The organism is Bradyrhizobium sp. BRP56 (assembly GCF_020194035.1).
GTDB classification, from domain to species: Bacteria; Pseudomonadota; Alphaproteobacteria; order Rhizobiales; family Xanthobacteraceae; genus Bradyrhizobium; species Bradyrhizobium australafricanum.
This window is the reverse complement of sequence record NZ_JADYVV010000039.1, coordinates 1-22,470: the sequence shown is the minus strand read 5'-3', so window position 1 is coordinate 22,470 and position 22,470 is coordinate 1. Positions and strand designations below refer to the sequence as shown.

Sequence of the window (22,470 nt, the reverse complement as noted above, 5' to 3'; positions counted from 1 at the left end):
CACCAACTTGCGGGCGCCGATCGTCGGCGCCGCGCCGGTCCTGATCATGATCCAGGACACATTCGGCCTGACCGCGGCACAGGCAGGCATTCTGACGACGTTGCCGCTGCTTGCATTCGCCGCGATCTCGCCGATCTCTCCCCTGATCGCCCGCGCGTATGGCCTCGAACGTGCCTTGTTTGCGGCGCTGTTCCTTATCGCCTGCGGCCTCGTCGTCCGATCTCTTGGCCCGGTTTCGTGCCTGTATCTCGGCACCTGGGTCATCGGCTCCGGCATCGCCATCGGCAACGTGCTGCTGCCGAGCCTCGCCAAGCGCGATTTTGCCCACAAGGCCCCGGCAATGACGGGCGCCTGCGCAGTCGCGACCGCCACGGCCGCTGCGGCGACATCGGCGACGGTCGTGCCGCTTGCCAGCCTTCCGGGATCAGGATGGCCGCTCGCCCTTGCCGCGTCGATCGTCTTCCCTCTCGTCGCGATCCTGCTCTGGCTGCCCCAGTTGGCGCAGCACACAACGCCGTCGAAGGACACGCGCCCGGGCTCACCCGGCGGGCCCATTTGGTCATCGGCGCTTGCTTGGCAGGTGACGATGTACATGGGTACCAACTCCTTGATGTACTACGTCCTCGTCAGCTGGCTTGCGTCGATGCTGACTGCGTTTGGCTTCTCCCCCGCACAGGCCGGCACGTTACAGGGCCTGATGCAGATCGCGGCGGTGCTCCCCGGCTTTCTGCTGGCGCCGCTCGTTGGTCGTATGAAGGACCAGTCCGGCCTGGCCGTCGCAACCGCCGCGCTCATGGCCCTCGGCGTCTTGGGCTTCCTGCTGGCGCCGGCCTGGTCAGCCGCATGGGCCATGAGCTTCGGCGCGGGATCCGGAGCCGGCCTCGTACTTGCGCTCATGTTCATGAGCCTTCGCGTCGACACCGCACGGCGCGCGGCGGCACTTTCCGGAATGTCGCAAAGCGTCGGATACTTTCTTGCGGCGTTCGGACCTCCGCTGGCCGGCAAGACGCACGACATCTCCGGCAGCTGGACCATACCACTTGCGGCGTGCCTCGTTCTAGCTGCAGCCATGGCCGGCTTTGGAGCACTTGCCGGGCGCGCGCTGCAGATCGGCGCGGCTGCCGCCAAACCGGCCGCGTGAATGCACTCCGGCGAGACCTCCGCAATGTACCGACCGTCGACAGCATGACGGGCGATGCGTTGGCCCGCGGCGAGCATGTCCAGCCAGGATTTTCGCCCAATCATCCCGGGCATGCTTCTTCCCATCGAGGCGAAACGAAAATGACCCAGAAGATCCTGAACATCTCGAGCGCATCGTCCGACTGGCGCGGGCTGGCGCTCTCGAACTTTGTGCTGTCTCCATTCGTCCTGGAGGGGGCCCTTTACGCTTCCGTCGAGGGCTTCATCCAGGGCATCAAATTCGCCGAAGACGACATCAATCGAAGGGCCGCGTTCGAGTCGAGCGGCTGGCCCGCGAAATATCTTGGCGAAACCGCGGACCGCAGCGGCGCCTATTGGCAGGGCAACCGCATTCCCTATGGCTCCGACGAGCATCACCGCCTGATCGAGCGCGCCATTCGTGCGCGCATCGTGCAGTGCGAGGGGTTGCGTGCGGCCCTTAAATCCACTGCAGGCATGACGCTGATCCACGAACCAGGCGCGGGCGCGGAATCTCCGACGACGTCGCTTCCGGCCTCCGTTTTCTGCCGGATCCTGACGCAGCTGCGCAGCGAACTTCTCGATGATGCCTCCTCCGCCATGATTGATCGATGATGCCGCGACAGGAAAATGAGGCGCGAGCATGCCCCACGCCTCATTTTTCGCTTCGCTTACACTGACTTGAATGCGTTGATCACCTGTCGCGCGCGAACCTGGGCGCGGGTGAAGGAGCGGCTCTTGAATGCGTCACACGCGAGTTCCGGGTCGGAGGACGTGCCGCGCTCGCCGGGTGCGGCCTGGAGTCCGGCTTCAAGCTCGGAATTGGCCCGGTCGAGCAGGCCCTCGAGGAAGGCGACATCCTCCGCAGATCGATGGGATGCCAAAAGATCCGAGGCGTGAGCGATGTCCTGCTCGGCCATGCGATGCGCCTCGTCGACCATGTCCTCGTGGCTCGCCGCCAGCCGAATGTCCCAAAGCGCTCCGGTCTCGTCATGATAGCAGAAGCCGTGCGCCGGGCCGTTGGTGGACACGTTGCGCGGCGCCAGCATGCCTACCGCACCGCCGTAGCGGCCGGAAGAAGCCTCGCCATAGGCGATGAAGGCGTTATGCCGGCCGCCGACCGATGCGTCCAATAGCTGCCCTTGCGGCATGCGGCTTCCCGCCCGATCCCAGCCCGTGATCGGGAACTGCGGCCCCTGGCGAAACAGGCTCAGCATGCGCTCCGGCGTGATGGCGCCGTTTCGCGCGACGAGCTCGCGATGCAGGTAGCGATTGCGTCCGAAGCTCGAGGCCGTGCACATCTGGCGCGTGATGACGCCTGGAGAGGCCTGGCCTCGGCCCTCAGGGCTGAGCGTGAACCAGCCGGCCTCGAGCTCATAGCTGTAGCCTCCGGCGGGCGGGCAAAACGCGTCGCCGAGCTCGGGACTGAGCAGGTTGTTGGTGGCGTAAAGGAAGTCGTAGCGCTCGCCGTTCCTGCCCTGCGTCTGCTCCCGGACGATCGGACGTCCGGGCGTGCGGTCCTCGAGGACATAGGCATAGCCGTCGTCCATGTAGAACCCGCTCGCCGTTCCAAGGATTCGCCCGGTGTCGCCGACGGGATAGCCGAGCTCCATCTCCCTGGCTTCACGGGCGCTGCCCGCATAGCGCAGGATGTGCATCGTCGTTGCACCCCGGGGCACACCATAGCCCCAGGTCTCCCTCGGCTCGGCGCAGCTCTCGTAGCCGCCATGATGAACGTAGGCGACGCCGGCGGTATTCATCCCCGGGTGGCCCGAGAGGCCGAACCGTCCCAGCCCGGGAATCGAGCCGTTCACCGAGAACGGCGTGTAGACAAATGGATGTCCGTCATCCGGATAGGCCACGATCGTGACCTGGAACGTGTAGTCGTGATCTGTCGATGAGGCGAAACAAGAGCGGCCTGACTGCGTTGCCGCGCCCCAGGCGGCCGCGCCCGAGCAGGTGCCGGCTTCGAAGATGTCTCCCGCCGGCACGAACCGGCGAGCGAGATAGCCCGCGAAGCGGTCCCCGCCTTCGGCGTCGAGAACCCCCATCGCCATCGGCTCGGTGGCCGGCGGAAGCAGGTCGGTCCACATCGAGAGCGCGTGCTCATAGCTCAATACGATTCCCAATCGCCGCGCCGCCTCCGACATGCCCTTGGCCATTTCGAGCAGCTCGGGAGTATGACGCCGCATCTGTTCCTCCCAGGACCGGATGACGCGCTCGGTCTCGCCTGCGATCGGACGGCGTCGCAGATGTTCGAACACGAATGGCCCGAAGATCTGCACGCACTGCTCGACATATTGCGCGCCCATCTGCCGGGAGCTGCCACGCAGGATGACAATGGGACAGATGGAGGGCACGACCGGCACGCCCTGATAGTGCAGGATCTCCCGGCCTTCGCTGGACAAGTGGCCCGCGCGCGCCGCCGCCTCGGCGATCGCGGCCGGTGTCGGCCGATGGCTGGCATCCGCCAGCCGCTCGGCTTCTCTTAGATGTCTGCGCGCAGCCGCAAGGTCGTCCGCCGACGAAGTTCTCGCGGCGTAATCAGCGCATTCGCCGGTCGCGCGGTTGTATAGCCACTTTCCGGCTGTCAGCTCGAGGACCGCCGCATCGATCAGCCGGATCCGATCGTGATAGCCCGCCTGCTCGATTCCTCGCTCCGGCAAGGCCATGTTGGCCTCGAGCAAGGCGAAGTGCGCCGCGGAAATCGCCGTCATGGTCGAGGGTATGCCTTTTACCCAATCTGTATCGCTCATTGAAAACCTCCCTGGTGATGTCATTGTCGTTCGGTCTGCCCGCCTTGAACGCGGCGCCGGTGGTCTCCTCAAGGCCGCAGGCGCGGCCGCAAGGTCGGTTTCGAGACTTCCGTCAGGACCTCGCGCGGACAGCAGAAGAACTGCGGCTCCAGATCGCCGCGAGATCGGCGCCGGTTGCGACATGTCCGAAATAGGTCTTGATGTTGAACACGCCGGCCTCATGCTCCGCGCGCGTCGGTGCGCCCGCGCAGTCGCAGGCCAGCACGATATGGTAACCCTTGATGTATCCGTGACGGGCGGTGGTCTCGACGCACACATTGGTGGTGAAGCCCGCCATCAGCAGCGTCTTGATGCCGCGGCTTTGCAGCAGCAGATGCAGCTCGGTATCCGCAAACGCGTCATACTGCCATTTGGTGATGACACGCTCGCCGCGTGCCGGAGCAATCATGCCGTCGTACCAGGCAATCCCGTCACCATCCTCGCGGATCAGCCAGATATCGTCGCCGCTGCCCCAGAGCGCCTTCTGGTTCGCGTGCATCTTGTCGTCGCTGAACACCTCGCGCACCCAAACAACCATCACGCCGGCCGCGCGGCACGCCTCGATCAGCGCGTTGAGCTTCGGGACGGCCTCCCTGATCTCCTTCATGTCGAAGCCGAAGCGCTGCGCCATCGCGCCCTTCTCCGAACAGAAATCGTGCTGCGGATCCACGATGATGAGTGCGGAGTGGGCTGGTTCCGCAACATCCTGGATCGTCGTCAAAAGTCTGGTCTGCATTGCAATCTCCCCTGGTGATACGATGTATACTGACGGTATCGATAGACTTTCACTGGCACTGGCATTCGAACTGCTTCCTCCTCGATTTGCCGTAACGCGAGCTGTCTTTCGGCGATCCCCGTCGTCAGAGAACCGACAATTCGCCGAGCGGGCGGACCGACGCGTATTTCTGACGCATGTCGAACAGGCTTGCCTGGTGCGGTTCGATCGCCCGATCGCCGACGCAATCCTCGACGACGACCGGCAGAAACCCGTGCGACATGGCATCGACGACGCTCGCCCGGACGCAACCGCTGGTCACGCATCCGGCCACGAGAAGCGTCCGTACCGAATGCTGGGTGAACCAGGCGGCGAGCGATGTTCCGAAGAACGCGGAAGGCACGGTCTTGCGGACGACGAGCTCGCCATCCTGTGGCGCCAGCTGCGGGACGATCGCGCTCCTGACGTCCGTCTCCGTCAGCGACAGCAGGCCGGGGACCTTCCGCGCGAACACATTCCGGTCCGCGCCATCGTTTGCGAATACGATCCGCGAATGCGCGATCGGCCATCGCCGCGCCCGCGCGCCGGCGAGCAATTGGGTGGTGCGCTCGATCGCCTGAGGGATATTCCCGCCGCCGAACACGGCGGGATCGGCGAATCCGCTGACGAAGTCCACGATCAGGAGCCCGAAGGGGCTCTGCAACGGCAGTTCGTGGCCGAAGCCCTGGCGCGCATAGGTCGCCTCGTCGTCATGCATGTGCCTTGCGCTCCCGCTCCGTGTCGAGCACCTGCCCCCGTCTCACAACCTCGCTGCCATCGAGCGCGACGGTGCAATTGCGCATCGGGATGTCGATGTGGCAGGCCGTGGTCCTGCTTCCGCCGGCCTCATTGTTCGGACCGAAGGAGAACAGGAAATTGCCTTCGAACGCCCGCGCGTCCATGCCGATGGTCGCCTCGCGGTCGTACATGCCAAGCGTCGACCAGCGCGCCCGCGGCTGCAGGCCCCAGCCGATATGCGACATCGCATAGGCCTCTGGATCGTTGTAGGATGCCATGTAGTCGCGCAGGATATCGGCATCGAGGCCGCCTGCGATCTCCCGGACATAGCCGTCGGCGATGGTGAAGGTGATGCGGTCCTGCACATAGGATTTCATCGGCAGCAGGATATCGCCGCGGTCGAGCACGATCGTTCCGGAGGATCCGCCCTCATTGGCCCAGGTCAGGACGAAACCGCTCGGCCAGTGGTCCCAGCGGCCGGGCTCGTCGACGAAGCCATACTCGCTGATCGCCGGATATTGTCCGAGCCGGAATCTGACGTCGGTCCCCGCTTCCGACGTCACGTGCATTTCCCTCGCGGCGCCGAGTTTTACCGCGGCAGCCTTTACACGCGACTGGTCGGCTTTGGATGGGACCATGCGGGCGAGGACCTCCGGCGGCTCGACGGCCAGGAGGATCTTGGTGCCCGATTTGAGGATCTCGTGCTGTTCCGGAGAGAACAGCAAGGTCATGAGATCGAGCACGAGATCGCTTTCCTTGAGCGCTGCGATGGCGGCGCGGTTGCCGGTCAGCGGCGTGGTGCCGAGATAGGCAAGAGAATCCCGGCTGAGTGATTTCTCGCCGTTCACCGGCGGAAGATCGAGGCGATTGACCACGGCGCCCATTGCGCGAGCCGCGAGGATCGCCGTCGAAAGCGTCTGCGGATGGGTCGACGTGCTGGTCAGCACGGTGACGGTCTGCCCTTGCTCGAGCTTGGAGAGCGTCAGGACTTCCTTCCAGGCCTCGATCAGTTCGTGGTCGCTAACCGGCATGTTGGTTTCTCCTTTGTGATTGACTTGAAGGTTGGATCTCCGCCCCCAGAAAGTCGCCGAATGCCTCATAGAAGCCGGCCTCGTCGTCCCAGGGGATCATGTGGCCGGCGGCCGGCACACGAGCGACCCGCATCGCGGGCACGAGCGCGGACATCTCCTCGATATCCGCTTGCCGGATGACGTCGCCCCGCCCGGCGGCGATCAACAGGACCGGTGCAGCAAGACGCGGCAGGTCCACGTGGATATCGTCCAGATGGAATCCTTCGAAGCTGCAGCGGACGGCGCGCTCGTCGCAGGTGTGCAGCCATTCAGCCCGCAGCCTGAGCTGCTCTTCGGTCCAGGATGGACAGAACGCCCGCATGTCCTCTGGTCCAGCTCCGCCGCGGCACAGCGCGATCGACTGGACGTACCAGTTGAGATCCGCCGGATATGGCCGGCGGCCCGGACCCGAGACCGGAGGATCGACCAGCACGACGCGGGCAAGCCCCCTTGGTCGTTGCCGCGCGGCGCGAATGGCGATGCGCGCGCCCATGGAGTGACCGACGAGGGAAAACCGCGGCAGCTCCAGCGCCCGCGCCAGCGCAAGCACGTCATCGGCCTGCGCATCGAGGCTGTAGTCGAGTGCGGGGGAGGCCTCCGACAGGCCCCGTCCCCTGATGTCGACGATGTATGTGTCGAAGGTGCGCCCAAGCACTTCACCGACGAACCCCCATGTCGCCGCGGGACTTGTGATTCCCGGCAAGACGATCACTGGATCACGATCTTCATCGCCGCTCTTCCGCCGTCCGCCATAGCGCAAATAGTGCTGGCGGATTCCGTTGGAATACGCGTTGGCGCCGTACAGGAATGTGGTCATTGGCTGGAGTCCCTCATGCTCGCCGCGACCTCTAATAGGCGCCGGAAAGAAGCGCGCCGGCGCCCGGAACGACCGGCTCGAGATTGAGGGCCTTCAGAATGGCATAGGTCGTCGCAATCGACGCAGTCAGGACCGGCCGCCGCGCCTGGGCCTCGACTTCCGCCACGACAGGCAGCGACGGCATCTGCACACATGCGGAGAGTACGATCGCGTCCACATCGTCGGTGTGCAGCCCCGCGACGATTCCCGGCAGCCGGGACGGGTCGTGCCGCGCAACCTCGATATTGTCTGCTATCTCGAGCGCGCGCCAATCCTGCACGGCTATCCCCTCATTCTCGAGATAGGCAACGACCATCTCGGTCAGTGGTCGCATGTAGGGCGCCACGAGCGCGATCTTGCGTGCGCGAAGAACGGCGAGCGCATCGACCAGCGCGCCGGCGCTCGTCACCACGGGGGCCGCCGCACCATTGGTCTCGGTCACGGCGTGCAGCCGCTCCTGCGACGCGCGATGGTAGCCATGCCCCATCGACATGATCGCAACGAGGCACGCATAGCCGAGAACATCGACGCGGGCGTCGCTGAGCTCGAGGGCGCACCGATCGGATTCGGCGTCCATCGCGGCGAGTTCGTCCTTCCGGACCGTCTTCATGCGCATGCGGCTCGAGTGGAAGGTGAACCGCTCTGGCCGGATCAGCGACCGCGCCGCCAGCATGGCCGGAATTTCCGTTTCCATGGTCAGGTTTGAGCTCGGAACGATCTGCCCGATGCGATAGGGAGTAGCCGACATCAAGAACCTCTCATCTTTTGAAAATTTCAAAGAACGTCGCCGGCCGGCGCCAAACCGGCATGACGGAGCGGCCTCCGGCGATCGGTCAGCCGCAAGATCCGCTCGGCATTGCCTGAGCAGATTTGCTGCCTGAGCTCCGCCGCCAACGGCGCCTTCTCGATGAAGTCGGCCGCAACCAGCGCGGATTCGTAGGGGTAATCGACCGACCACAGCACCGCGTCCGCCCCCATCTCCTCGATCACGCAGGTCAGGACCGCGGGCGAGCACACGCCCGTCGTGGTAACGAAGATGTTGCGGCCGAAATACGAGGACGGAGGCCCGGCCAGCTCGACGCCCTGCGAATAGACCGCGAAGCGGCTGTCAAACCGCCAGCGATAGAACGGCAATCCCTCGCCCATATGGCCGAGCAGGATTCGGACCCGCGGAAAGCGGTCGAACACCCCGCTGAACAACAGCCGCAGGGCGTGCGTGCCGGTTTCGACACCCCAGCCCCAGACCGCGCCGGACAGCACGGGATGGTCTGCAAAGCACGCGGGCGGTACGGCGGCATCCGCCGGATGCAGATAGAGCGGAACGTCGAGATCCTGCAGCGTTTCCCAGAACTCGTCGTAGGCCGGGCTGTCGTAGTAGGTACCAAGCGTGTGGCCGTGCACCATCGCGCCGAGAAAGCCGAGGTCCCTGGTCGCGCGGCGCAATTCGCGGCTTGCCGCTGCCGGATCGTGCATCGCAACGCTGGCAAATCCCGCGAGCCTGTCCGGGTGACGGCTGATTGCCTCGGCGAGATAGTCGTTGCTTCGTGCTGCACTTCGCGCAGCGAGGAGCGGATCCTTCTCGACCTGCACGCCCGGGCCGGTCTGGGAAAGCACCATCAGCTCGATTCCGGCGGCATCCATCTCACAGATGCGCTCGTCGGACAGGTTGGCGAGCCGGCGCTGCAGATCGCGTTCCGCCTGCCCGGCGAAATGCTGCGTGAAAGTCTCCGAGTAGCCTTCGAAGCCGGGCGTCATGAAATGCTCTTCCAGAGCGATCTTTCGGATACGGGATTGCATCGATCTTCCAGTCGGTTGTGCCAGTGAAGTGCTGTGCGCGAAGCGGCGTCCGCCGATCCGCTATTTACGATGTATACTGACTATCTTGTTGCATCTTGGCCTGCTTCGGAATTCGCTCTCGATGTTACTTGCCGCGCCAGCGCCTCCAGCGCGAGACGAGCACGCCCCACAACAGATCGAGGACACCAAGCGACTTGATCTCGCCTGCCGGCGCCGGGGTGCCCTTGATTGAAGCCTCAAGGTTGGCTGCAAATATCGAGGCGAGGCGCTGAATGACGTCCTGGACCAGACCGCCGCGGTTGAACTGCGCAAGGCGTCCGCTCAAACGCCACGACAGCACGACAAGGATCCGGCTCGCCGCGTCCGCGTTCTTCTCCGCGGGCTCGACACGCCATTCGACCTTGCCTTCTGCCGACGAGCCTGAACCGGTATCCCGGCCGCGGCCCGTCATGCGGCCTGATCGCGCCGCCTCGTCGAATACAACCGTCCCATCGCCACTAAACGCCACCTTCATCGGGCCGAGCGCAACGTTCATGCGGCCGGATAGAGCGCTTCCATCGGCCTCGGTGATCTCGGCCCCAGGCAGACATTTCGAGACATCGCGAATGTCCTTGAGTTTTTGCCAGACCTGATCGGGCGGCACGGCGATTTCGAGATGCTGCTCGATCCGCGACCAGCCCTTGCGTAAGTCCGATTGGGTGACATTGCCTTGCGGGACAGAGCGTACCGGACGTGCGGACGAAGGAACCGGCGACGCAGTCTGCACGGCGGCAGCAACCTTCACGGCGGGAATCAATGCCGCTTGTTGTGGCTTGCGGCCCTTTGAGACTTCCTCGATCGCCTCCACGAGGCCGACATAGCCAGTGCATCGGCACAGATTGCCGGACAGTTCCTCCCTGATCGTGCCTGGCGCGACCTCGCCGAGACGCAGGACGATGTCGCGCGCTGTCACCAGCATGCCCGGCGTGCAATAGCCGCACTGCAGGGCATGATGACGCGAGAATGCGTCGCGCAGCTCCGCCATCAGGGGATCCTCGTCGAACCCCTCGATCGTGATGACCGAGCTTCCGGAGCAGTCGCCGGCATAGCTGACGCAGGACCGTTGCGGTTTGCCGTCGACGAGTACGGTGCAAGCACCGCAGACCCCCTGCTCGCAGCCGACATGCGTTCCAGTCAGGTTCAACGTCTCGCGCAGGATTTCGCACAGCTGGGTGCGCGGCTCGGCGATCGCCTTGACCGGCGCGCCATTGACCGTGAGTTCAGCAACCAGGGTGTTCATGTTTTCGCGCGTCCTTTACCGAGCTGGGCGAGGCTCCGGCATACCGCCGCGCTCATCTGTTGCCGGTGGATTGCCGTCAGATGCGTGAGCACCTGGCCAATCTCGTCAGGCACAGCAGTGATGGCCCGGTCCGGACCGGCTTCGCGCAACAGGCGTGAGGCCTCGCCGAGGACAATAGGGCGCCCCTCGGTCGCTCCGGCGACAACCTTGAAGACGCCAGCGGCTTCGTCCATGACGCAGATGCCGATCGCTTTCGCAAACTCGCCGGTTTTGCGGCAGACCTTGTAGTAGCCCCAGCGTGCCCCCGGAGAGAAGCGACGGAGCTCGATGGCCGTGACAAGCTCCGAAGCGCCAAGCGTCGAAGTGAACGCGCCGGCGATGAAGTCCGCCGCAGCGATCCGCCGCGCTCGCTCTTTTGCCGACTGCGCAACAATCGTTGCGTCCAGCGCGACCATGGTCGAAATCCAATCCGCCGCGGGGTCGGAATGGGCAAGGCTTCCGCCGACCGTGCCGCGGTTGCGGATGGCGCGATAGGCGATCCCGTGCGCGACAAAGGGGAGCATGCCGCAGGTTACGTCTTCGAAACCGCCGTCTTCGATGTCCGCGTGGGTGACCGTGGCCCCGATCGCAACGTGCTGATCGCTCGCCTCGACGCGCCGCAGTTCGGCAATGTGCCTGATATCGATGAGCACGCCGGGTCGTGCCAATCTGAGGTTCAACATCGGTCCGAGCGACTGCCCGCCGGCGAACACCTTGGCTTCGCCGTTCGCGGCGGCAAGCTGCTCGACGGCGTCAGCCACGGACCGCGCTCTTGAATATGTGAAGGCGGCGGGCTTCATGCCGCAGCTCCGGGTTTCGCGGCCGCGATGGCAGCCAGTATCCGTTCGGGCGTCGCCGGAATCTGGCCGATGATCGCGCCGAGCGGCTTCAGCGCATCGTTGATGGCGTTGACGATCGCGGCGGAAGGCGCGATCGCCCCGCCCTCGCCGACCCCCTTCAATCCGTGGGCGGAGTATGGCGATGGCGTCTCCATATGCTGGATGCGGAAGCGCGGGAGTTCCGTCGGCCCCGGAAGCAGATAGTCGATCAGCGTCGAGGCCAGCGGTTGTCCATTGTCGTCATAGGGACTTTCCTCGAACAGCGCCGTACCGATGCCCTGCGCCGCGCCGCCGAAGGTTTGGCCGTCCACGATCATCGGATTGACCATCCGGCCGCAGTCCTCGACGATTGCGTAGTCCAGGATTTCGACATCGCCGGTTTCCGGGTCGACGGCGATCGATGCGGCATGGCTCGCATAGGAAAACACGCCGCCATCGACCGCGGGCTTATAGGCTCCGACCGCCTCCAATCCGCCCCGGTCGACATTGTCGGGCAATTGATCCGGCCGCATATACCAGGCGCGGCCGACGTCCTCGTAACCGACGCTGGCCTCGCCGGCGACGATCCGCCCGGCCTGGAAGATGACGTCCTCGGATCTTGCCTGTAGCAGATGCGCGGCGATTGCCCGGATCCGGTCGGCAACGATGCCGGCCGCCACCGAAACCGCGCCGCCGCTCATGACGATGCCGCGCGAGGCATAGGCGCCTGTCGAGAACGGCGTCAACGCCGTGTCGCCGAGCGTCACGCGGATGTGCTGGAGCGGCACGCCGGTTCGCTCATGCGCAATCTGCGCCAGCGTCGTCTCGAGCCCCTGGCCGATCGTGTGGATGCCGGCCCGCACTTCCAGCGCGCCGTCGGGGGTCAGCTTCACCTGGGCCTGGTCGAAGCCGGGAACCAGCGGCAAGCCCCATGTCGCGAATACCTTGGTGCCGTGGGCGGACTGTTCGGTGTAGGTCGCAAATCCCACACCGAGATATCTGCCCCGCTCATCGCGGCCGCCCCGCGCGCGCAGGCGATCGAGGCCGATCATCTCCTTGACCGCCTTGAGCGAGGCCGGATAATCGCCGCTGTCATAGTGCTTGCCGGTAATATTGGTGTACGGCATGGCCGTCCCGGCGACGAGGTTCTCAAGCCGGACCTCCCAGGGCTCGCGACCGACTGCCCGCGCGATCGCGTCGATCGTCGCCTCGATCGCAAAGCACACTCCCGGCCGTGCCACTCCGCGATAAGGAGCAAACGGCGGCTTGTTGGTTGCGACCGAATAGGTGCGGCAGCGATAGGCCTTCAGATCGTAGGGACCCGGCAGATTGCCTCCGGCCTGCGCCGCTTCGAGACATGCGGAGAACGGCCAGACCGAATAGGCGCCACAGTCGATCGCCACTTCGGCGTCAAGCCCAAGCAGGCGCCCGGTGCGGTCGGCATATGCCGTGATCTTGTACTCATGCTGCCTGGCATTGGCGCCGGCGGTGAGATGTTCACGTCGATCTTCCAGCCAGCGAAATGCTCCCTTTCGTGTCAGCGCCAGCCATGACACCGCCACCTCTTCAGGCGTCAGCATGCATTTGTAGCCGAACCCGCCGCCGACATCCGGCGCGATCACCCTGATCATGGCCTGAGGTATGCCGAGGCATTCGGCAAGGCCGATCCTGATCATGTGTGGAACCTGCGTCGAGGTTTGCACCACGAGCTGCCCTGCCCGATGGTCCCAATGGGCAACCAGCCCCTTGCCTTCCATCGGGTGCATGACCTGCCGGGCGGTCGAGAGTTCGAGATCGACCCTGACCGGCGCCGACGCAACGATCTCCTCCATCCCCTGATCGAACGAGGTCGAAAGAAACAGATTGTCGCCCCATCGCTCATGAATGAGCTGAGCGTCCGCCCGGCGTCCTGCCGTACTGCTCACGATCGGCTCGAGCTCGGCGTATTCGATCTCGGCGAGCTCGCTCAGATCCTCGGCCTGGGCGCGGGTTGCCGCCACGCACATCGCGACGATCTCGCCGACGAAGCGCACCCGATCCGTTGCCAGCGCCGGATAGTCCGACACCTTGTAGCCCGGGATGGACGAACGGGTCGTGATCGGAAGCACGCTCGCAATATCCTCCGCAAACAGCACGTCTGTCTCGCGGCCCGCCGGTTTCCGGCGGCTGGTGATCAATGCGTGCGCCACGGGACTGCGAACGAATGCGATTTCCTGCATGCCGGCAATCTTGATGTCGCCAGCAAACTGCCCTCGGCCGCGAAGATGACGCGCATCTTCCTTCCTGAGAACCCGGGCTCCGATACCCTCGTTCGAGATTGCTGTATCCTCCATATCGACGCCCATCCTTCACATCACGCGCTTGTAGGTCTCGGGCACGAGAAAGAGACCGACAATGAAGACGACCGCGGAGATCGCGACAGGGTACCAGAGGCCTGCGTAGAACGATCCGAAATGAATATTCATGGCCGCGACTGAGAACGGCAGGAAGCCGCCGATCCATCCTGCACCCAGATGAAACGGCAGGGACATTGACGTGTAGCGCAGCCGCGCCGGGAATAGTTCCGCCATGAAGGCAGCAATCGGCGCAAAGATCATCGCGAGATAGAGATCGAGAAGAAAGACCAGCACGGCAAGCATCGCGACATTCACTTGCTGGGGATCCGCCTTCTCCGGCCAGCCGGCAGCGATCAGCGTCGCGCGCAATGCATTGCGATCCAGGTTCGAAAGCACCTGGCCTGCGACACGCACTTCGGCATCGGCTTTATCGCCTGTCCGCACCACCTCGAACCTGACACCCATGTCGGACAGCTGGGCTGCAATCCGATCGCAATCGCTTGCCGGCGGCGAAAACAGGCGGAACTGACAATCCGCAGCCACCACCGCGACCGGCGTCCGCTCGACAAAGCGCTCAAGCGCTGGATTGCCGTAATGCGTCATCGCCTTGAAGATCGGGAACGTCGTGACAGCCGAAAGCAGGCAGGCGGCCAGCAGAACTGGTTTGCGTCCGATCCGGTCGGATAGCCAGCCGAACAGCAGATAAAGCGGGGCGGTTGCGATCACCGCGGTGCAAACGATGCCCTGCACAGTCTGAATCGGAAGACCGATGGTCTTGTTCAGGAAGAACATCGAGTGGAACAGGCAGGTCCCGAAAATCGCTCCAAGGCCGGAACAGACAATGAGCAGCAATCCCACCTTGCGGAGATTGTCGGCCGCGCCAAAGCTCTCTGCAATCGGGCTGCGCGAAATCTGGCCTGCCGCTTTCATGCGGCGAAACACCGGCGTCTCGTCGAGCTTGCTTCGGATGTACATCGACATCGCCAGCAGGAACACCGAGATCAGGAAGGGAATGCGCCAGCCCCAATCGGAGAACTGGTCGTGCGTGAGCACTGATCGAAGCCCGAGCGTGATCAGAACGGCAACAGTCAGCCCGAAAGCGGCCGTCGTCTGCAGGAAGCTGGTCTGCAGACCGCGCCGGCCCGCCGGCGCGTACTCCGCGAGATAGGTGACCGCGCCTCCAGTCTCGCCGCCATGAGCAAATCCCTGGATCAGGCGCAACACGACAAGCGAGATCGTGGCCCAGATTCCTGCGGTTGCGTAGGTCGGCAGCAATCCGATTCCGATCGTGGCTATGCCCATCATCGACATCGTCACCAGAAAAGTGACCTTGCGGCCGATCACGTCCCCCAGGCGCCCGAACACGAGCGCACCGAGTGGCCGCACCAGAAACCCCGCGCCAAAGGCGGCTAGCGTTCCCATGAAAGCGACCGTCTCGTTTCCTTGCGGAAAGAACTTCTCCGACAGCAGAACCGCCAAAGCAGCGTAGACGTAAAAATCGTACCACTCGAACAATCCACCGAGCGTGGATGCAATGACGAGCCGCCAGTCTCCCCGGGCTGTCACTGTCGCCGAGTGCTCGATCGAAATCTCCGTCATCGCTCTCTCCCCCCGCAAGCTGCAATCGCCAAGTCGCATTTCGCTGCGCTCTGAAAATGAGGGGTATACTGAGTATTTTTCCTTGGCAAGCGCCTTTTGTCGTCGAGCGCTGCCGCGTCGCGGCGCAACGAGCTCTGCTTTCGGCATTCGGGAAACCGTAACCCATTGATCAGTATAGCTCTTATTTCGAAATGACGTTGCAGTTGCGGCCGACGGCCGAGCTGTGCCAGTGATCCACAGGTCGCTGCCCGCAGGCAGAAAGGACACGGTCGCCTCAAGGCGCGGCCATCGGAACGAAGGATGATGGGAATGGACAAGCGTGCGAAGACGTCGAACACCGAACCGTTCTACGCCAGCATGCCGCTCTGGGCGCGGCCGGGATTTCTGATCCGCCGCCTGCACCAGATCAACTACGCGATATTCTTCGAGGAGTGCGACGCCTACGACATCACGCCTGTTCAATACGCGCTGCTGACGACACTCAGCATGAATCCCGACACCGATCAGGTCTCGCTCGGACGCGAGATCGGAATCGACCGGACCAATGTGGCCGACGTGCTGCGGCGCCTTGAGCAACGCGGGTTGGTCAAGCGGCGCAAGGCTGATTATGACGGCCGCGCGACCATTGCACGCCTGACGCCTGCGGGAGACAAGGTCGCGCGGGACATGTTCGGCGCCATGCAGCGAGCGCAAACGCGGCTGCTGGCCCCGCTTCCAGCTGAGGAGCGCAAGGCCTTCATGGCGACGCTGCTCAAGCTCGTCGAGGCCAACAACCATCTCGGCAGGACCACCTTTCAGCCGAAATGACGACGGCTCGCTCTCGCGCCCCGTCAGCCGATCGCCGATTGCTGTCGCGGGATGATGGAGCCGGCTCTCGCCCGGCAATCAGCCATGCGTTTCCGTCCAACGTCGGGCTGCGCCGCCAGCTATCACAATCGTCATGAGCCGGTCTCGCCTGCATGCGGTATCTGGACGGGCTAATATTCGTCAAATGCCTGAACACGCGAGAGAACGCGCTGGTCTCGCTATAGCCGAGATAGAGCGCGATCGAGGTGATCGCCGTTGAGGTCTCACTGAGCAGCTGTCGCGCAATCCGGCAGCGAACGCGGTTGCGGATTTCAAGGTAATTGATCTCGCATTCCATCAGCTTGCGCTGGAATGACCGAAGGCTCATCCCGAAATCACTGGCTGCCTGTTCGATCTCGACACTGGTGCCGGCGGAGAATGCCGAAACCATCCAGGCATCGATGGCAAAGGAAAAATCAAAGCTGCCCGCCATTGACTGCATTCGATCCGCCAGCATTGCCTCGAGCTGTGAACCGAGATCGGGATTGGCATGCACGGCTGGCTCTTCGAGCAACCTCGCTGGAAAGCAGATCGAATTAACTGGCTTCCCGAATTGCACGGTGCACCCGAAGTGCGCACGATAGTCTGATGCATCCGGTTCTGGCGTGTGCTGAAATTCCACCAGGCTCGGCCGAACCTCGTATCCAAGCTTTCTTGAAAGAAAGGCATGCTGGACGGCGACCGTAAAGCACGCGTCCTGACGCCGCAGCTTCACCGCAGGATCGACGATCGCGTAGCTAAGCCTGGCAAGATCGCCACTGACCGATACATCAAAGCTCGAGTTGCTCTGCAGAACGGATGAATGGCGAACGAACTTCTCGAGCGCGTCGCCAAGCGTTGCCGCGACGAGCGCCAGCGTTGCAAGCTCGCCGAATCCCTCAAACTGAAACGACTTGCCAAGCTTCAGACCCAGCAGGCCATCCCCGCGATCGCTCGCTGCCGCTTCCAGGGCCGCAGTGAATGTTGCAAGCGGGAAGGACGCCGTCTTCGACGGCGTTCGATTGCCCTGCTCGATTCCAAGCTTCGCCTTCAGGAGCCGTACGTCGTATGCCTTCGACGCGACCGCGGCGAGCGTCGCATCCGCTGCCGCATCACAAATCACGCTCTGCTCCCGCACCGCCATGGGACTTTCCGCCTGCAACTGTCGACCGTGAGCCGCGGAGCGTCTCACGGAGCGGGATTTTCGACAAGTCGAGGCGTCATGCCGTCCTTGCGGCCATGACGATGGCGGCTTTGAAGAGGTTGGAGTCCGAACTGAGAGATTCACTCTGACGTCGTCCGGCAACAGGTATCGGCAACATCGGCCCGGTGGCCGTCCCGGATGCCATCGTGCAGGCCAACCTGAACGCTGCGAGAATTACGGTCCGGCGGGATGTCGTCGGCAGGATTGGCTGCAAAGAATCCGTTCGGCTTCAGCATGAAGCCGGCGTACTCGACCGGCATGACCGGAAAGTCCTCGGGCTTGCACACATGAGTATGGCCAAACGTGTGCCAGACGACGATATCGGCGTTTGCAATGTTCCGGTTTTGCTGAACATAGGCGGGCAAGCCATCTCCACCGGCATGGACATTCGGATAGTCGCCGCTGGCATATTTTTGCGCCGGGTCATATGCGGTCACCCAGACGTGCCGTGTCGCAAATCCGGCTCGCCGATGAACCGAGCTCCCTTCCTGCGCCAGCATCAGCGGGCTCGGCGTGACAATCAGCTTGTAGCCCGGCGGATTTCCGACCGAGTTCGTCGCATTGGGGTTGGTGATTTTCCAGTAGCGCCCCACCCGGCCGTCGGCAATCGAGCAGGCATCCAGCTCCCGGGACAGCGTGCGTGATTTCAGATCAAAGGCATTGCCGTATGGATTGTCCGCGCCCCACGGACGCGGAGCGAATTCATGCTCGGTGACTGTGTTGCCGCCGCCATCGAGATCCATGTGCATGCGGACATTGAAAAAGTGCTGGTGGGTCGGACCGGCCAAGTTGTCATCGACCATCCCTCCCCATCGATATGCCTCTCCGCCGCGGACTGCCGCCGTTTGAATGATCCCGGTCAGCTTGGCTTCCAGCTGGATCGTGCCATCCTGGTAGAGGTACCAATAGAATCCGTAGTCATAGTTGCCCACCGTTGCGAAGAAGCTGATCACGAGCCGGCGCGAGCGCCGCACCTCGAACAGACCGTTGCGGAACTCGTAATGCTTCCAGAGGATACCGTAATCTTCCTCGTGCATGCAGATCGCGTTCTTCATCACTTGTGGCTCGCCGAAGCAGCTGGCAGCCGGAATATCGAAGTAATGAATGTGGCCGAGGCAGTCGCACCCAAGCTCCAGCGCATTCGCGAGGACACCCAGGCCATACTCGCCAGCGTCAAACGCCGATTTCCAATAATGATTGGTCGTCGGATCGGCATACGGCACGACCATTTCGGTGACGCTGGCACGGTGAATAAGGGGCCGCTTTCGCTCCCCGTCCTGATAAGCCAGCTGGTGCAGGACAAGCCCTTCCCGCGGGGTGAATCCGACCCTGAAACTCCATTTCTGCCACTCGACCTGCCACCCGTTCACGCGGAAACTCGGACCCTCGGGCTGTTCGATATCGAGCGGCTTGATGTCCGTGCGCGGCGACAGGTTCAGCGCCGCGGCATAGTTTCGCTTCTTTGCGGGAATGGGAATGACAGGGTCATCATCGGACAGATCCACCACCTTGCCGAGGATGAGGTCGACAACCGCGACGACCCCCTCGATCGGCCGCGCATAGCCATTGTCCTGGATATCCTCGCGGAAGTAACTCACGGCGCGGACAATGCGGCGCCCCTGCTCAAAGCTTCGATCGAAGAACCCGGATGAGAACGGGTCGACCTGGACAAGCTTGATCTGTTGCTCGGTTACCCCACGGCGGCGCATGGCCGCCCGCCAACCCGGGTCGGCCTTGACGATCTCCTCGCACCGCATGACGTCTTCCAGCATGATTGGAGGCTGGCCGTAGGGCGGCGCTGAATTTCGCAGAGGTTTCCTCTGAACGACGGCTCCCCGCGTCAGGTCGACGATATGCTCGACGGCCTCCCCAGTTGCGCTATCGAGCGTCAGGACGAACGCTTGCCGCGGAATTGCGCCTCCATCCAGTAGACGGCAAAGATCCTCCTTGCCGGGCTCCTCAAGCCGCACGATCGGAAACCTGCAATGTTCCCTCGACCTCGAGGTGATCGCAACCAGATTGCATGCAGCTGCGATTTCTTCGACGGTGAGCGGATCCAGCGGATGCTGCAAGCCTGTCTTTACCTTTTGGCGCCTCTCATTGCTCATCGTCAAACTCGTCTCGTTGTGCGGCCCAACGCGGTCAACCATCGCTGCGCGCCGCCATTCCAATTCTCCCCGAACGCCAATCGCTGGCCCCGAGACCGCCGCTTCCGTTCGCCCGCATTCAATATCGGCGCGACCGGATCGCTCGGATCAACACTTTCGGCTACCGACTCTAGGCAATGCGGACCGCCGTGACTTGACAGTTCACGCCTGATCGGACTCCGCGACATTGACGGTACGGCCGCAACTCTGGCTGCGCGGGCGATTGCAGCCAACTGCCAGTTCTTCGCGCTCCCGCGCAAATTGGCGTGAAAAGTCAAGACGCGCGGCTGCCGTCCGCGAAGATTGTAGCGCATCCGGACCAATTCGGCGGCCGCGCATTTCGCGGCAACCGGTTCCGGGATGCAAATTAATCACGGCGCACAAACGCCGACATGGGGGAAACAATATGAAGCTGAAGCTTTTGCTGATCAGCACTGTTGCGGCTTGCGCGCTAACATCTCGATCCGCGCATTCGTTTGAATTCGGCTACGCCGGCTATGCGCAGAAGCCGGGCCTTGTCGTGGGGAATGCGGCCTCCAATCCCCCTCCCGGCCTCTATGCGTTCGATCAGGTGTTCACCTATCAGGCAAAGCTTGCTGGCCCGGGCGCTCCAATCATCGATGGCAATCCGACGACGGTTCACGCGGCCGCGGCAACCGCCGGCCTGTTCTGGGTACCAGGATGGACGATACTTGGGGCCTCCTATGACGCGGTCATCGCGCAGCCATGGCTGATGGCGGACCTTGGCGATCCCATCAACATCAACCCGGCGGGTCTCCACAATACCTTCATCGCGCCGATCGAACTGAGCTGGAAACTCGGAGAGAGCGGCTTCTACGCGAGAGCCGGTCTCGGCCTTTATGCCCCCACCGGCACGACCAGCGGCGCCAACGGTCTCGGCAGTGTGGGCACCCCGTGGTGGATATTCCAGCCAAACATCCAGCTTTCCTATCTCAAGGACGGCTGGAATTTCACGGTCAACGTGTTCGACGCGATCAACACCCGCAATCCCCTGACGGGCTACACCAGCGGGGACATCCTGCACGCGGAGTTCACCGCAACCAAGACGATCGGCAAATGGACGATCGGTCCGGTCGCGTACTACGTCGGTCAGGTCACCGGCGACAAATCGAGCTCGTTTTACGGCGGCGCGATCAACACCAACCGCTTCAATGTCTGGGCGGCAGGCGCACTGGTCGGCTACGATTTCGGCCCGGTTTCGCTGAACGTATGGGCCATGAGCGAGATCTCCGCGAGCGCGTCAGGCGGCACCCCCATCGCCGGCTTCGATCCAGCTTCGATCAGCAAGGGTGTCAGCATATTTGCCAGCTTGAATTACCGGCTCTGGAGTCCGGACGCGCCGATCAGCCAGAAGCCCATTCAGCACAAATAGCTTACCGGCGCGAGCCGTACTTGCCACAGTGCAAGTAATCGACCCTGTCGGGCCGCAGAACGGCCCGGTTTACGAAAACCCCAGCCGGCAGCATGAGCGTGCCATAGAAGAGCAGGAGTTCATTTTCGCGCGGGATCGCGCAACTAGGCGAACTCGTCGGCCCGCTTCGCTTCGGCATCATACAGCCGGATTTGCAGCACTGGAAAGCGCCGCTTCAGATCCCTGGCACCAGCCACGGCCCCCTCCCTCGTCGTGAACTCCGTCTTCACCTGGCCATCGACAATCAATGCGTAGCCATTGTCCGGAAGCCCGTTCGACCGTTTCATCGGCAAGTCCTTGGCAAGATGCAGTCGATCCGAGTTACGGTGAGTCTGCATGCGAGGGCAAGAGTGCGGGTTCTGAGTACAAAAAGATGGCACCCACGTTCCGGATTTCCGTACCTGGCTATCGGGCGCGGCGCCACAACCGGCTACCGCACCCGCCAGACACTCCGAGACCACCGCTCACACGGTGCTAGGCATGCCACGCCGCGGACATCGTTCCTTGCAGGCTTGTGTCGTTCGGCACCGTGTGGATGCTCGAGCTGGTTGGATCGAAGCCGGGATTATTGGCGTAGGTTGCCATCGCCTGGACCAGCTGAGAAACCTGACTATCGATCTTCAGGCCGCCGGCGGTGATCTCCTGCAGCTGCACGGCGGCACCGGCGAACCATCCGTTGACCGTGGCGCTGGTGCTCGTGTCAAACAGATCGATGAGCAAATTGTCGCCTGAACGCTCGAACCATAGCTGGTCGCTGCTGATCGCACCCACGAAATCGAGCTCGTTCCTGGAGCCCGACGCGGTCGGAAGGTTGATTGCGGCCTGCCCAGTGCCAGACGACACCTGATAGAAATTGCTCCTTGCCCATCCGTTTGCCACCTCCGGGCCGGCGCCAAACTGGAAGACGTTTGTGCCATAGGCACAGCGGCGTGGCGAAGCCATTTCCGCTGTCACCGCCAACCAACTCGGCCACGTCGTAAATATTTCCGTTGCCATTCTTGAACGCAACGCAGCGTACCTGTATCGCGGTAGCGACTTCCTGGTTCTGCCGAAGGAAACTCCCCGATATCTCTTGCTAGCCGCCGCTCGCCCGGCTCTTGAGCCACATGGCCGCTGCGCCAATCAGAGCCGTCAGCACCCCGCTCCACCAGATCGAGCGCGGCCGCGCCGCGCTGATCGAACTGAGGTACAGAAATGCTCCGAGCACGACACCATAGTGCTTGCGAAACTCACCGCTTCTGCGAGCGATTTCAACGAGGTCCGAAGACCTGACTTGCGGATCTGCCATCACGACCACCTAACCGTCCGAAGGCACCATGATAAAAGTGAGTTGGGTGTTTCGTCGAGTCTTATTTCGTCTTTTCCGAATTTTGTGATCGAGGCGCGCCCGGTCGCGGCGCGAGAGATCAAAGCCGCTAGGTGTTCAGTCCCGAGGTCAAGTGGATGGGATCAATCCTGAAGCGGTTTGGTTCGTCGGCCCATGCTTTGCAGATAGTTTCATAGGGTGTGAGACCACGCAGGGTCTTAAGGCGTCTGGCGAAGTTGTAAGCATCAAGGAAGGCAGCGAGGTGATCTTCCAATTGCTCGTGGGTCTCGTAGTGGTATCGCCGGACGGTTGCCTCC

20 protein-coding genes and 1 pseudogene are annotated in these 22,470 nt (G+C 63.0%); 4 read left to right on the top strand and 17 right to left on the bottom strand.

What is annotated here, in order from left to right:
• Positions 1 to 7 precede the first annotated feature (7 nt).
• Positions 8 to 1,141 (top strand): MFS transporter, encoded by a 1,134-nt coding sequence (locus I6F38_RS25420; RefSeq protein ID WP_225162269.1) that lies wholly within the window; start codon positions 8 to 10, stop codon positions 1,139 to 1,141.
• Positions 1,142 to 1,281: 140 nt separating this feature from the next.
• The gene (locus I6F38_RS25415) at positions 1,282 to 1,773 is read left to right on the top strand and encodes a hypothetical protein (protein WP_225162268.1); all 492 of its coding nucleotides are present in this window, start codon (positions 1,282 to 1,284) and stop codon (positions 1,771 to 1,773) included.
• A 56-nt stretch (positions 1,774 to 1,829) separates the two neighbouring features.
• Here I6F38_RS25415 and I6F38_RS25410 read toward each other — a convergent pair whose 3' ends face one another.
• The 11 genes from I6F38_RS25410 to I6F38_RS25360 form a co-directional block, all read right to left on the bottom strand.
• Positions 1,830 to 3,914, bottom strand: a complete 2,085-nt coding sequence (locus I6F38_RS25410) for a hypothetical protein (RefSeq protein WP_225162267.1) — start codon at positions 3,912 to 3,914, stop codon at positions 1,830 to 1,832.
• 112 nt (positions 3,915 to 4,026) lie between these two features.
• On the bottom strand, positions 4,027 to 4,689 hold the full coding sequence (locus I6F38_RS25405; RefSeq protein ID WP_225162266.1) for a cysteine hydrolase: 663 nt from the start codon (positions 4,687 to 4,689) through the stop codon (positions 4,027 to 4,029).
• A 124-nt stretch (positions 4,690 to 4,813) separates the two neighbouring features.
• The gene (locus tag I6F38_RS25400) at positions 4,814 to 5,425 is read right to left on the bottom strand and encodes an isochorismatase family protein (protein ID WP_225162265.1); all 612 of its coding nucleotides are present in this window, start codon (positions 5,423 to 5,425) and stop codon (positions 4,814 to 4,816) included.
• A complete protein-coding gene (locus I6F38_RS25395) occupies positions 5,418 to 6,476 on the bottom strand; it encodes a 2,5-dihydroxypyridine 5,6-dioxygenase (protein WP_225162264.1) in 1,059 nt (352 codons plus the stop codon). Before I6F38_RS25395 ends, I6F38_RS25400 begins: the two co-directional genes overlap by 8 nt.
• Positions 6,466 to 7,332 (bottom strand): alpha/beta hydrolase, encoded by an 867-nt coding sequence (locus I6F38_RS25390; RefSeq protein ID WP_225162263.1) that lies wholly within the window; start codon positions 7,330 to 7,332, stop codon positions 6,466 to 6,468. Before I6F38_RS25390 ends, I6F38_RS25395 begins: the two co-directional genes overlap by 11 nt.
• Positions 7,333 to 7,363: 31 nt before the next feature.
• Positions 7,364 to 8,119, bottom strand: coding sequence for an Asp/Glu racemase (locus I6F38_RS25385; protein WP_276573513.1), 756 nt, complete (start codon positions 8,117 to 8,119; stop codon positions 7,364 to 7,366).
• Between the two features lie 26 nt (positions 8,120 to 8,145).
• On the bottom strand, positions 8,146 to 9,168 hold the full coding sequence (locus I6F38_RS25380; protein ID WP_225162262.1) for an amidohydrolase family protein: 1,023 nt from the start codon (positions 9,166 to 9,168) through the stop codon (positions 8,146 to 8,148).
• Positions 9,169 to 9,292: 124 nt separating this feature from the next.
• Positions 9,293 to 10,447 carry a 2Fe-2S iron-sulfur cluster-binding protein gene (locus I6F38_RS25375; protein ID WP_225162261.1) on the bottom strand — a complete coding sequence of 385 codons (1,155 nt, stop codon included), beginning with the start codon at positions 10,445 to 10,447 and terminating at the stop codon, positions 9,293 to 9,295.
• Positions 10,444 to 11,286 (bottom strand): FAD binding domain-containing protein, encoded by an 843-nt coding sequence (locus I6F38_RS25370; RefSeq protein ID WP_225162260.1) that lies wholly within the window; start codon positions 11,284 to 11,286, stop codon positions 10,444 to 10,446. Before I6F38_RS25370 ends, I6F38_RS25375 begins: the two co-directional genes overlap by 4 nt.
• Positions 11,283 to 13,637: a xanthine dehydrogenase family protein molybdopterin-binding subunit gene (locus tag I6F38_RS25365; protein WP_225162259.1), complete on the bottom strand. Its 2,355-nt coding sequence runs from the start codon at positions 13,635 to 13,637 to the stop codon at positions 11,283 to 11,285. Before I6F38_RS25365 ends, I6F38_RS25370 begins: the two co-directional genes overlap by 4 nt.
• Before the next feature lie 15 nt (positions 13,638 to 13,652).
• Positions 13,653 to 15,386, bottom strand: coding sequence for an MFS transporter (locus tag I6F38_RS25360; protein WP_225162258.1), 1,734 nt, complete (start codon positions 15,384 to 15,386; stop codon positions 13,653 to 13,655).
• 162 nt (positions 15,387 to 15,548) lie between these two features.
• On the opposite strand from I6F38_RS25360, the gene I6F38_RS25355 reads away from it, so the two are divergent.
• Entirely contained in the window at positions 15,549 to 16,046 is a 498-nt protein-coding gene (locus I6F38_RS25355; protein WP_225162257.1) for a MarR family winged helix-turn-helix transcriptional regulator, read from the top strand.
• Here I6F38_RS25355 and I6F38_RS25350 read toward each other — a convergent pair.
• Positions 15,991 to 17,208 carry an AraC family transcriptional regulator gene (locus I6F38_RS25350; protein ID WP_225162256.1) on the bottom strand — a complete coding sequence of 406 codons (1,218 nt, stop codon included), beginning with the start codon at positions 17,206 to 17,208 and terminating at the stop codon, positions 15,991 to 15,993. The genes I6F38_RS25355 and I6F38_RS25350 overlap by 56 nt on opposite strands.
• Before the next feature lie 140 nt (positions 17,209 to 17,348).
• Positions 17,349 to 19,376, bottom strand: coding sequence for a primary-amine oxidase (locus I6F38_RS25345; RefSeq protein WP_225162255.1), 2,028 nt, complete (start codon positions 19,374 to 19,376; stop codon positions 17,349 to 17,351).
• Between the two features lie 226 nt (positions 19,377 to 19,602).
• Here I6F38_RS25345 and I6F38_RS25340 point away from each other — a divergent pair, with 226 nt between their 5' ends.
• Positions 19,603 to 20,808, top strand: a complete 1,206-nt coding sequence (locus I6F38_RS25340; RefSeq protein WP_225162254.1) for a transporter — start codon at positions 19,603 to 19,605, stop codon at positions 20,806 to 20,808.
• Between the two features lie 143 nt (positions 20,809 to 20,951).
• Here the strand turns inward: I6F38_RS25340 and I6F38_RS25335 are convergent, their stop codons facing one another.
• From I6F38_RS25335 to I6F38_RS25320, 4 genes and pseudogenes are all read right to left on the bottom strand, one after another.
• Positions 20,952 to 21,134 carry a hypothetical protein gene (locus I6F38_RS25335; RefSeq protein WP_225162253.1) on the bottom strand — a complete coding sequence of 61 codons (183 nt, stop codon included), beginning with the start codon at positions 21,132 to 21,134 and terminating at the stop codon, positions 20,952 to 20,954.
• 187 nt (positions 21,135 to 21,321) lie between these two features.
• Positions 21,322 to 21,789: a hypothetical protein gene (locus I6F38_RS25330; protein WP_225162252.1), complete on the bottom strand. Its 468-nt coding sequence runs from the start codon at positions 21,787 to 21,789 to the stop codon at positions 21,322 to 21,324.
• A 133-nt stretch (positions 21,790 to 21,922) separates the two neighbouring features.
• Positions 21,923 to 22,135: a hypothetical protein gene (locus I6F38_RS25325; RefSeq protein ID WP_225162251.1), complete on the bottom strand. Its 213-nt coding sequence runs from the start codon at positions 22,133 to 22,135 to the stop codon at positions 21,923 to 21,925.
• Positions 22,136 to 22,262: 127 nt separating this feature from the next.
• A pseudogene (locus I6F38_RS25320) lies at positions 22,263 to 22,470 on the bottom strand (IS481 family transposase); the annotation flags it as partial.